The organism is Romboutsia sp. BSD2780061687b_171204_C1, assembly GCF_015560225.1.
In the GTDB taxonomy this organism is placed as follows: Bacteria; Bacillota; Clostridia; order Peptostreptococcales; family Peptostreptococcaceae; genus Romboutsia_C; species Romboutsia_C hominis.
Map to the genome: position 1 here is coordinate 24,009 of NZ_JADMRK010000004.1, position 12,121 is coordinate 36,129.

General features: G+C 27.0%; 12 protein-coding genes and 1 pseudogene. 4 read left to right on the plus strand and 9 right to left on the minus strand.

The annotated features are described in order from the left end of the window. Positions 1–82 precede the first annotated feature (82 nt). From I2H23_RS09320 to I2H23_RS09345, 6 genes are all read right to left on the minus strand, one after another. Entirely contained in the window at positions 83–1,534 is a 1,452-nt protein-coding gene (locus I2H23_RS09320) for a metallophosphoesterase (protein WP_243248271.1), read from the minus strand. Between the two features lie 10 nt (positions 1,535–1,544). Beyond that, a complete protein-coding gene (locus tag I2H23_RS09325; protein ID WP_195581537.1) occupies positions 1,545–2,477 on the minus strand; it encodes an ABC transporter permease in 933 nt (310 codons plus the stop codon). A gap of 219 nt (positions 2,478–2,696) precedes the next feature. Further along, on the minus strand, positions 2,697–2,996 hold the full coding sequence (locus I2H23_RS09330; RefSeq protein WP_330615407.1) for a PH domain-containing protein: 300 nt from the start codon (positions 2,994–2,996) through the stop codon (positions 2,697–2,699). Between the two features lie 216 nt (positions 2,997–3,212). Further along, positions 3,213–3,902 (minus strand): nicotinamide riboside transporter PnuC, encoded by a 690-nt coding sequence (gene pnuC, locus I2H23_RS09335; RefSeq protein ID WP_195581538.1) that lies wholly within the window; start codon positions 3,900–3,902, stop codon positions 3,213–3,215. A gap of 1 nt (position 3,903) precedes the next feature. Then, positions 3,904–4,797, minus strand: a complete 894-nt coding sequence (locus I2H23_RS09340) for a PfkB family carbohydrate kinase (RefSeq protein WP_195581539.1) — start codon at positions 4,795–4,797, stop codon at positions 3,904–3,906. Then, positions 4,798–5,787: an ADP-ribosylglycohydrolase family protein gene (locus tag I2H23_RS09345; RefSeq protein ID WP_195581540.1), complete on the minus strand. Its 990-nt coding sequence runs from the start codon at positions 5,785–5,787 to the stop codon at positions 4,798–4,800. Between the two features lie 260 nt (positions 5,788–6,047). Here I2H23_RS09345 and I2H23_RS09350 point away from each other — a divergent pair, with 260 nt between their 5' ends. After that, positions 6,048–6,773, plus strand: coding sequence for a GntR family transcriptional regulator (locus tag I2H23_RS09350; RefSeq protein WP_195581541.1), 726 nt, complete (start codon positions 6,048–6,050; stop codon positions 6,771–6,773). Positions 6,774–6,878: 105 nt separating this feature from the next. Next, positions 6,879–7,235, plus strand: a pseudogene (locus I2H23_RS15600) (VOC family protein). A gap of 271 nt (positions 7,236–7,506) precedes the next feature. On the opposite strand, the gene I2H23_RS09360 reads toward I2H23_RS15600, so the two are convergent. Beyond that, complete coding sequence (locus I2H23_RS09360; protein ID WP_195581543.1) at positions 7,507–7,701, minus strand: hypothetical protein; 195 nt, start codon at positions 7,699–7,701, stop codon at positions 7,507–7,509. Positions 7,702–7,869: 168 nt separating this feature from the next. Here I2H23_RS09360 and I2H23_RS09365 point away from each other — a divergent pair, with 168 nt between their 5' ends. Next, positions 7,870–8,043 (plus strand): ankyrin, encoded by a 174-nt coding sequence (locus I2H23_RS09365; protein ID WP_195581544.1) that lies wholly within the window; start codon positions 7,870–7,872, stop codon positions 8,041–8,043. 574 nt (positions 8,044–8,617) lie between these two features. On the opposite strand, the gene I2H23_RS09370 is transcribed toward I2H23_RS09365, so the two are convergent. Then, entirely contained in the window at positions 8,618–9,436 is an 819-nt protein-coding gene (locus tag I2H23_RS09370; protein WP_195581545.1) for a MerR family transcriptional regulator, read from the minus strand. Positions 9,437–9,740: 304 nt separating this feature from the next. On the opposite strand from I2H23_RS09370, the gene I2H23_RS09375 reads away from it, so the two are divergent. Beyond that, a complete protein-coding gene (locus I2H23_RS09375) occupies positions 9,741–11,117 on the plus strand; it encodes an MATE family efflux transporter (RefSeq protein WP_195581546.1) in 1,377 nt (458 codons plus the stop codon). 109 nt (positions 11,118–11,226) lie between these two features. Here the strand turns inward: I2H23_RS09375 and I2H23_RS09380 are convergent, their stop codons facing one another. Then, positions 11,227–12,117 (minus strand): FAD-dependent oxidoreductase, encoded by an 891-nt coding sequence (locus I2H23_RS09380; RefSeq protein WP_195581547.1) that lies wholly within the window; start codon positions 12,115–12,117, stop codon positions 11,227–11,229. Positions 12,118–12,121 lie beyond the last annotated feature (4 nt).

Below are 12,121 nucleotides of genomic sequence, written 5' to 3' on the forward strand. Positions count from 1 at the left end.
AAACAAAAAGTGTATTTAGTAAAATTGATGAATTTTTGCTAAATACACTTTTTTGTTTAAAAATTTAAATTTATATCTTTTTTTAATTTTCCTTTTTCTCATAATTTAATATAACTTTATAACGGTCAATATACTTTTCTTTTTCACCTTTTGAAACTTTAAAATAATCATTTTCTCCAGGTATTATAGTTAAACAATTATCCTTAAAATCGGCATTATCAAATTTTAATGTAGTTGGAACATCACTTCCTATAGCATTTGAATAGCAAATCACTTTTTCTTTATCCATAATTATAAACTGATACATATCATCACTTTCAGCAATATTTAAAAACTTATATCCTGCCTTTTTGTATATTTCATCTCTAGGAGTACCTGGTTTAAATATATACATTTTATCCCATTTAAAAGGTATCTCATCCTTAAGACTTATAACTTTACCTTCTTTACCTTTATCTAGTAGAAAACTAGTTTCACTATAAAACATTCCATGATTGTTACATAGCATATCTAAGTTCTTTTTAACATTTTTAAACTGAACTATATCACTAGACTTATTTATTACATCCCATCCATTTTTATCTTTTTTTAATTTTATATCAATTTTTGAAATACACTCACCGTGTTTTCCTGGTTCTGTTACTATAACAGTTTGTCCATCTTTGTTTTTATAGTCATGTTGTTTTATTTGAACATGGTTGTGCCCAGCAACTATTACATCTATTCCAGATACATTTTGAGCTAAGTCTTGTATTCTATTTCCTGGGTGTTTTGGTTTTTTAGGTCTTTCACCACTATGAGTTATTGCTATTATAATATCTGCATGGTCTTTTTCCTTCATAACTTTTACCCATTTATTAGCATCTTCTACTAAATCATTCATATAAAGTTCTCCATTGTATCCCTTTTGATCTTTTAACTCTAAAGATTTAGCTTTTACTAGCTTTTCTCCATCCCATTCTTTAGATTCTCCTACTTCTTTTAGAGTAAGACCTAATATACCTAGCTTTATATTACCTTCTGGTGTTTTAATTTCTTTTATAACGTATGGTTTTGTATAACTTTCTCCATTTTTCTTATATGTATTTGCTGATAATACACTTATTCCTTGCTTTTCAAAGTCTGATATCATATTATCTAAGCTGGTCTTGTCATTTGACACAAACTCATGATTTCCAAGAGTTACTGTGTCAAATCCAGCTTCTTTCATTTCTTTTGCTAAAGGAATTTCTATATAATCTGCATTGTTATTTTTATAGTTTTTACTCATTTGGTCATAATATTTTAACATATCTCCAGATGTTCCAAATCCAGAATCTAGAAAATCCCCTGCATCTATTACTACAGTATCTGGATTTTCCTTCTTTTGTTTTTCTATATAAGAAACCATTTCATTAGGTATTATTCCATGTAAGTCAGTCGTTGCAAGTATATTTAAATCTACTGACTTAGTAGAACTGCATCCTATTATTAATAAAGATGAAATGCTTATTACTGACCATAATATTTTTCTCTTTGAAAATAATTTACTCATACTCATCCCCCTATATACTTTCTTGTCTTATATTTTCAATTGTATTTTCTTTGTTTATTTTTTTCATAGGAATATAGGCCGATACAAAGGTAATGACAAATACACCTACAATAGATATTAAAACTGCCTTTATAGGAAGTACCATACCTATTTCTATAGCATCTCCAAGAACTTCATTCATATATACATCTATTAAAAGCACTATAGGAATTCCGTATAATAAAGCTAATACTCCATATAATAAGCTTTCAAGATATATCAATATAAGTAGACTATCTGTATCCAGAAGAAAATCTTCAGTGGTAGCTAGTACTTTTAGCTTAATAGGCTCTCTTACTTCCTTATCATTTTTGTCTCTATATACCTTACAAATATTTATTGTATCTTCTACTTTATAATTTGTTAATGAGATCTCACTTTGTTTTCTGCTAGAGCTATTGTCACTTTTATTTCGAAGTATTATTCTATTTTCTTTTATAGCACTTTCTTTGTCAAAGCTACCTGTTTTTAATTCTAATTCTTTTATAACTCTGTCTCCTGCAAAATCAATACCATTTGATTTAAAATTATATACGATTTTTCCGTCTTTATTTTCTTTTGAGAAACGTTTATCTATTAAATCCTTATATTCTTTATTTATATCACTTTCATTTATATATGTTTCTACACCATAAGAATTTATTGCACTTAATTTGTTTATTCCATCTATATTATTTAATTCTTTAACTATGCCATTTTTCTCTCTCATTCCGCTATACCACAATCTCATGTCGTAGTTTATCTCTCCTATGTTTACCTGGTTAGCTTTTTCAAATAAATCAATAAATCCACTAAACGATATAAATATAACTACGCTAATCACTAAAGAAAATAAAGTTATTCTAAATTTCTTTTTATTTCTTCTAAGGTTTTTGTATGCAAGAACTCCTTCAGTTTTAAACAATAGCTTAACTATTTTAGAATTTTTTACTTTTCCTAATTTTAAATTTTCACTATTTCTTATAGCTTCAAGTGGAGAAGTTTTTGATGAGTTAATTGCTGGAAGTATTGCTGATACTAATATGATGACTTGACTTTGTTTCAGATTTTTTCTATTTAAATACTGCTTGAGCTATTAATCTATCAAATTTTCTAATATCTACACCTTTTTGTAGATTTATTTTTATATGACCGCTCTTGTCCATAATTCAACTTCTGCATTTAAATCAAATAGTTTCCCTGAATTTTCAGTTGACCTCATGTTTATTGATGAATATGGTAAAGAATAGATCTCTACTTTTTTACCCGTTAATCCTTGTGCATCTCTTACTATTAATCTTTTGTTGGTAAAAATTGCACTATCCCTAAATGTTTTGTATGCTGCAACAGCTATTTCTCCAGGTACTAATACCTCTTCTACATCTTCTGGTATTGGACATTCACTTACAAAAGTCCAGTGTAATATATTTGTTGTTTCTTCCATAACATTTTCTCTTCAATAAGTAATATTTATTTACATTGTATCAAATTATAGCATAAAAAAATATATATCAATATTTTCCATAGTAAAAATGTTCTTGGTAAAAATAAAGCTACTATGTTAATAATCTCATAGTAGCTATCTCATTTACTTAGTTTTTATATATTTTTTATCACTAAAACTGCTATAAACTTTTTAATTAAATATTATTATACAATATTAAGCTTCTTTTTTACTTAGTTTACTCCAGTTTACATATCCATATATAGAATTTATTAAGTATGCAGCCCACATTACTATCATCGTAACGCTACCTTCTGGAGTATTTAATAACATTACCCACATTACTATAGAAACAAGATTAACAAGTATCCATACTAACCATTGCTCTTTATATCTCATTACTTGTAATATTAAGGCAACAACTGATGTAACTGTAGTTATTGAATCTACAAGTTGAAGATTTCCACCTAGAGATTTTAATAATTGATAATATAAGAATATAGCTATTCCTAAACCTACAAATAATATTATTACTTGATTTTTTGTTAATGCTTTAGCTTCAACATTTCCCTCATCATCTTTTCTCTTGTTCCATAGGAAGAATCCTATAATATTCATTGGAATAAAATAAAGTGCATTTAACATTACTTCACCGTATAAAGCATTTTGATAACATATTATTGCATAAAGTGCTACATTTACTGTTGCAAATACATAAGTTGATACTTTACCTTTTGCACATAATACAACTCCTATAATTCCTGTAACTCCACTTATTAAAGCCATCGCAGAATCTTTCCATATAATACTTAATACTATCATCGTAATTGTTGATATTATTAACCACATTTTTTCAAACATAGTCCAGTCGTTTAAAAACATTTTTTTGTTTTGTGAAACTTCCATCTTATATCTCCTCTATATTTATCTTATTTTCTAATTTTGGTCCTTTTGTTGATACTACTTTAGATGCTATTTTGTTTGCAATTTTACAAACTGATATATTGTCATATGCCATTGATTTTGCACCTATAATTCCTGCAATATGACTATCTCCTGCTCCAATTGTATCTATTACTTGTGCCTTATATCCTTCTACTATAATAGGATCATTATTTTTTTCTTTGTATAATACTCCCTTAGGACCTAAGGTAATAAACACACTATTATTGTTTCTTTCATGTATTTCTTCTATAACTTGATGTAAATCACTTTTATTAGTGTATTCACTAGCTTCTTTATCATTTAAATGAATTATAGGAGATAAATTATAAATTCTATTCATAATATCTTTATCTAAGTATGAAATTCTTGGTCCTGGAGCAAAATATATTTCCATATGTGTATTTCTTTCCAGAAACTCTGCTATTGCTGCTCCACTTTTCCCTTCTAATTCATATCCTGATATATATACTTTGTTATATTTATTTGTATCTAGTTTATCTAGCCATTCTTTTTTAAATTCACATTCAGTTCCCTGCACTGTTATAAAAGTTCGCTCGCCGCTATTTTCTACTAAACATAAACAATATCCATTATCAGTATTTTCATCTTTTATAAAAATTTCATATCCATTATTTAAAAGATCTTTTTCTATGGTATGACCATACATACCACATCCTACAGGAACTACTAAATCATGAGCTACTTCTAAATTATTAAGTATATTAGCTACATTGTAAGCACATCCACCTACTGTTGTAATTTCCTTAGATGCAACAATATCGTCTCCACTTTTTGGTAGCATATTAACATTCATTATTTTATCTACTATTGCTGCCCCTAGCACCAATGTTTTCATTTATGCTTCCCTTCTTTCTAATAAAATGTCCACATACTTTTGTAGGTTTATATCATTATTCTTATCTAAGTCAGCCACATATTCCTTATTTATTTTATCAAAACCAGTAAATGCTCCACATATAGCACAAGCCATTGCTCCTATTGTATCTGTATCTCCACCTAAATTAGCACATAATATGCTACATTTATTAGGATCTTTTGCATAATAAGCTATACTTAATGCCGCTGGTACTGACTCACTTATTATTACTCCTGCACCTATTATGTTGTATATGTTCTCTAAAAATTCCTCATCATTACCTTCATGTTTATTAGCTAACTCAACACCTAGTTTTATTCTAGCTGCTATTGATGGATTAATAGTTTCACACCCTAAACTTAGAGCATACTCTTCTATTTCATATACATCTTCCATTACTTTATCAAAATCATCATTTTCTATAGATGAGCTTACTGCCATAGCAATCATTGCTGCACCTGCTATAGAAATATCACTACTATGCGTAGTTCTTGATATTTCATAAACATAGTCAACTAATTCCTTTTTCTTGTCTGATGGAAATAAACATCCTATTGGAGCTATTCTCATGGCAGAACCGTTACTTTGTGCTGCATCTGTAATAGATTTTGTATCTTTATTTTCTCTAAAACCATTCAATGCTGCTTTAGATGTAGGTCCTAATATATTATTTTCAAAAGCATTTTCTCTATCTGCCCACTCTAATAGTTTAGTTGCTATATCAAGTTGACTAGGAATAAAATTTGTATCCACTAAAGAATCAATTATAACTAGTGCTTGAGCTGTGTCATCTGTAAATTGACCTTTTGTATAATTGCATGCTACATCATTTTCCTTTGGTCCATCTAAAAATTCTTTTATTTCTCCAAAAAACTCTTTTGTTTTTTTTCTACTCCATAACTCTGGTGGCATTCCCATTGCATCTCCTAATGCCATGCCATATATTGCTCCTGCTATCTTATTTACCATATTCCCTCCTATTTTTATACTATATTATCCATATTATATTATATTTCGTACTATCAATATAACAACTTGTTATATATAATTGTACTCTAATTATATTAAAGTAACGTTTTTATGTCAACATATTTTTATAAAAAACACACTAATTACATATTTTTTTACTTAAATTAAATACTATTACTATATATAGCCTTATATTAGACATAATTATTGTATCTTGATATAATAAAATTATATAAATACAATATAAAAGAGGTAAAATTATGGATAGGGTATTACCAAAATACTATATTATTAAAAGTGATATTATAAAAAAGATTAACAATAACGAACTAGCTCCTCACCAGCCATTACCTTCAGAAAGAGAGCTTGTTGATTCTTATAATGTTAGTAGAATAACTGTTAGAAGAGCAATTGAGGAACTTGTTAAAGAAGGGTATGTATATAAGGTTTCTGGTAAAGGTAGTTTTGTAAATAAAAATACTTCAAAACAAAATCTTAATACAGTGCATAGTTATACAGAAGAAATTACTAATCAAGGTAAAAAACCTTCTAGAAAACTACTTAAAACAACTGTAGAAAAAGGTAGTTATGAAATTTGTGAAAAGCTTGATTTATTAGAAAATGAAAATATTTTTGTCTTAGAAAGGGTCTATTATGCTGATGAAAAGCCTCTATGCTTAACTAAAGCATATCTTCCTTATAGTCAATTTTCAAATATTGAATGTTTCGACTTCGCAGGTAATTCTTTATATAATGTATTGGAGAATTTCTATAATATAAAAATTACTAGAGCTACTCAAGTTATTGAGGCTGCTTCATCTAGAGATGAAATTAGTGAATTGCTAGACGTGGAGGATGGGCATCCTCTTCTATTATTTAATACAACTACTTATGGACAAAAAAATGGGGTTGAGTTTCCTATAGAATACTTTGTATCTTATTATAAAACTGATAATATGAAATATGTTATTGAACAATCAAGATAAGTATTTGACATATAATATATTACTAGTTTTATGAAATCTCTCATATGCTTTAATATTTATGTTTTAAAATGCATAATTAAATATAAAAATTTTTAGGAGGTACATATGAAATTCCAGTGGACTACTATACAAGTAACTAATCTATATAATAGCTTAAAGTTTTATAAAGATTTGTTAGGAATGAAAATAGCTGAAGTCATTGAGGGTGTAAATCACCAAATAGTCATGCTTGGTTAAGATGATGATGCTAAAATCGAGCTAATACCTATCTCAACTGTATCTAGGGAAAACTTAGGTAATAGTGTTTCTATCGGTATTGCTTTTAAACAACTAGATGATTTAGTTGAAAAAATAAAATCAAAAAATATACCTGTTGTAGGTCCAATAGCTCCTATGCCAGGTATAAGATTTTTCTTTGTAAATGATCCTGATGGATATACGATTCAACTTTTAGATAAATAGTACTAAAACTTACTGCAACAAGTAAAATTCTCTTCGCTTGAGCGACGTGTCGGCGAAACACTTCATATCGCCAAAATTGAGAAGCATATCGTCAACGATATATCCTCGTTACCACTTTAAGCCACTGCGTGGGCGACATGCAATTTCAGGCAACGACCTTGCACAAGTAACAAAGTTAGAAATTATACGTTATCCACAGAACAGATAATATATAATTTCCTTACAATTAAAAAAGTAGATATGGCTTTTATTTACCACATCTACCTTACTGTTACCAAATTTTAAAGTTGTCCTTATCATCAGAATTAGGTTCAAATTTTATTGTTATATTCTTAGTTACTTCATCAATTTGTCTACCTAGTTCTGAACCTTCTTCTCCCCTTAGTATCCCACCTATTTTTGTAGCTACATCTTTTATTTTTATCCCTCCTGGAAACTCCATGTTAAATCCTTTTTTCTCAAACATTTTATTACTCCTTAGCTTTACCATTATTTGATTATTTAATAATCATAGGAATAATGTATATTTATTTTTTCTTGTTTCATTTTTTTTATAATATTTACAATAGATTCTATATTAAACTATAATCAGATTAAATAAGCTTTTATATTATAAATAAGAGGGTAAATTAATATGCCAAGAGGTTATGTTTCTTGTCCTGAGTGTGGTGGAAAGAAAGTAGTTGAATGTGACTGTACTGGAGAATGTGGAAGAAGAGCTGCTGATGATGATTGTTATGCATGTGGTGGATCTGCTACTCACACTTGTCCTGTTTGTAATGGAAAAGGTATCGTAACAGAAGATTAATAGAAAAATCATCTAGAATATTATCTAGGTGATTTTTTAACTATTTTTGTTTCTTATTTGCATTTTTTATAATAAATAATTAGGTATTAATATATACCTAATTATTTAGATGAAATTTGTACAACACAAACCATCGTTTGAATTGTACAAATTTTATCTAATATTTATATTATTTACATTTTTATTCCCATTATGTATTCCATTTCTTCTATTACATACTTCCACTCATTCTTATTAGAGTCTTCTTTATAAAGTCTGTCTTCTTTTTTTAAATCAAATGTAATATTACAATATTCACATAGATACTTATATATATCATCATTGTTACCATCTTTATAAACTTTTTCTAATTCTATTTTGTCATTTTTCCCACAACATGGGCAAATTACGGTCTTGTACTTTCTAACATCTACGTCTATTATTTCTTATCTCATATCTACTCTCCTTAGCCTTATGTAATGAAATGTTATAAAATTTTATTTTATATATATAAATTAAATATACCCTAAATATGTAAAATAAAACCCTGTTAAACATTGAAAGTAGTCTTTATTTACATAAAATTGAATTTTATCTAGCTAAATATTTTCTCTACTCTAACTTCTAAACTAGTTATAAACTCATCTTCATCACTAGTCTCATATATATCAACATCATATATCTCTATAGGATCGCCTACTATCTTATAGCCATTTTCTTTTGCATAGTTATACATAGCTTTTAAATATTTTCTATTATTTTCATATTTTCCTTTATAAGTACAACTTATGTAATCACCTTTTTCCAGGCTAAAATTAAATATTTCACTATCATCTTCTAAAAAAGCAATTACATGCTTATACTTATCTATTATTCCTTTTTCTATACTTTTACTATCAAATATAGAACCTATATTGTTGTTTCCTATTATATAAAAATTATCTTCAAGCTCTTTTCTTAGTTTTTGAATAAGATAATCTACACTTTCATTACAATCTATATTTCCCCCAACTACTAATGCTTTTCGCTCATCATAATATTTCACTTTTAATGTTCCAAAATTATTTTTGTTGATACTTTGTTCTATTACATTTAGCCTACTTTGAATATTTCTTTTTTGATTTAGTAATATTTCTGTTTTATTTTCAATTATGTTCATTTCTTCTTTTAGCATTTTTTTAGTAGACTCTATATCTCTCTTTTCAAGATATTTTTTTATTTCTTTCATAGGTATATTTAAATTTCTAAGTTCTCTTATTAAATTTAGTTTACATACATCATCTATACTATATAATCTATATCCATTTTTATCTCTAGTTGGCTTTAATATTTCAAGTTCTTCATAATATTTGATAGCATCTCTTCCTATATTGTAAGTTTTTACTAATTCTCCAATTTTATAATAGCGCTTCATGATTTTCCTCCTATAAAAAAATTCACTTCTCTCGTCTCGCCAATGATGTGACACTTACTCTCACTTTTGTAATATAAGTTGTCTAAAATATTTATTTGTATCACTAAAATACAAATAATAAATATACTTATATGTATGTATTTATATTAAATAAATTTAACAAATCAAATCTTATGAATATATTGATATAACTTAATTATATCCAACATTAATAATCTTAGATTTAACAATCTTTTTTATTAAAAAGTATTTGACCTGTGTATTATACCATAGTTTATAGTTATTCTTGAAGGGAGTTGATATTATGTCTACAATAGCATTAAAAAGCAATAACAAAGGCTTAAATAAAAAATTTGTTAAATATGTAATTCCTTCTGTTGCTTCCATGTGGGTTTCTGCTTTATACGTAATGGTGGATGCAATGTTTGTTAGTAAAGGAGTCGGACCAGATGCACTTGCAGCTGTTAATATAGCTATGCCTTATACAAACTTTATATTTGCTCTATCAGTTTTATTTTCAATAGGCTCATCAGCCGTTATATCTATGGAACTTGGAAACAATGATACTAAAAATGCTAGTAATTATTTTTCTATGACAATAGTAGGGCTAATTATAATATCTTTTATTATAACTATAATTAGTTTATTATTTTTAGATGAAATAGCCTTATTTTTAGGTGCTACACCTGGGATTTTACCTATGGCTAAAAATTATTTAAGTATTATAATTTTATTTATCGTGTTTTACATAGTAAGTTATGCACTAGAAGTATTAATCAAAACAGATGGTTATCCCCATTTATCTACTATAGGAGTTATAATATCTGCTATAACAAATATAGTTCTTGACTATGTTTTTGTTTTAAAATTTAACTGGGGTCTTGAGGGTGCTGCACTTGCTACTGGCCTTGCACGTGCTTTTTCTTTTATATTTTTTATGTTCCATTTTTTTAGTAAAAATTCTAAGTTAAAAATTTGTAAATTTAAATTTGAGTTTAGTTACTTTAAAAGAATAATGACAATAGGTTTTTCAGATTGTACTACAGAGTTGAGTATAGGTATTGTTATACTTTTATTTAATCAGTGTATACTTAAATTCTTAGGAGAAGATGCTTTAGTAAGTTATAGTGTTATTTCTTATATAAATACTTTAGTGTTATCTACTATGCTTGGTATATCCCAAGGGATTCAGCCATTATGTAGTTATTATTATGGAACTAACGACAAATATGCTATAAAATATTTACTTCACCTTTCACTTAAGGTTGTTTTAGTATGTTCAATTTTAATATTTATAGGGTGTATGTTATTTGATGATTTTATAGTCCTTATGTTTATAGATAAATCTGATATGAATTTATTTAATTTTACAAAAAACACTTTTAAGATTTTTTCAGTATCTTTCTTATTACTAGGCTTCAATGTGGTTATATCAGGATTTTTAGCATCATTAGAAAGAACTGCTGATGCTTGTATAATATCTTTAAATAGAGGTCTTTTTGCTGTGTCTTTATCTTTAATAATTATGATTTTAATCTTCGGTGGTAATGGAATATGGATTTCAACAATAGCTTCTGAAGGAATAGTATTATTATTATCAATTATGCTTTTAAAGAGATTTAATAAAAATTTAGACCAACTTACTTATAACTCTACAGCTCACGAGATAAAAACTATATAATCCTATAATGTTTATATTTAACTTAAATATAATATCCTTAAACAAAAAACTATGAAATACATAATTTATAGTAATATATGTATTTCATAGTTTTTTTAATTAGTTTACTTTATAAAAGATTGTCAACAAGTTTTTTACATTCATCTTCTATATCTTCTATATACTCATGTATATATATACCATTTCCACAAGCATATACATTATCCATAGAAGTCATAAATTTATCATTAACCTCTGGTCCTGTTGTTGATGGATTTAATTTTATATTACTTCTCATGGCAACTAGACCATCAGATAACATAGGTCTTGCAAATATTAATGTATCACATTTTACTATTTCTTCTTTGTCGTCTTTGACTAATTTAACACTCTCTATTCTTCCTTCTCCATAAATTGAATCTATTTCATAGTTATTATATACTTTATCAGTTAAACCATAAGTATCTACATCACTATCTTTAGATATTATACCAACTACATTTATATTTCTATTTTTTAACTCATCTTTTATCATATATAGTGTTTTATTATCATATATAAGTATATTTTTTCCTGGTACAATATTTCCCATATTAAGTATTTTATTTGCCATACCTACAGTAAGTATTCCTGAACATCTATCTCCTACCATATCTAATGCTTTTCTTGAACCTTCTTTAGCACCATTTGCAAGTATTATATTTTTTCCCTTTATCTTTTCTATACCATTTGCTGGATTTGTGCAAAGTACTTTATTTTCATCTTCTATCTTTATTACCATTGTATCTAGTTTTATATCTATTTCACATTTCTCAAGTTCTTTTAGTAAAAACTTTTCGTAAGTTTTTCCTGTTATATATCTTTGTTTACTTATATTATAATAACTTAAATTTAAACTTCCTCCCAATACATTATCTTTTTCTATTAATAATATATTTTTTATTCCCTTTTTATAAGCTTCTATGGCGCATATTATACCACTAGCTCCTCCTCCAATTATAATTAAGTCATATTCTCTCATAGTC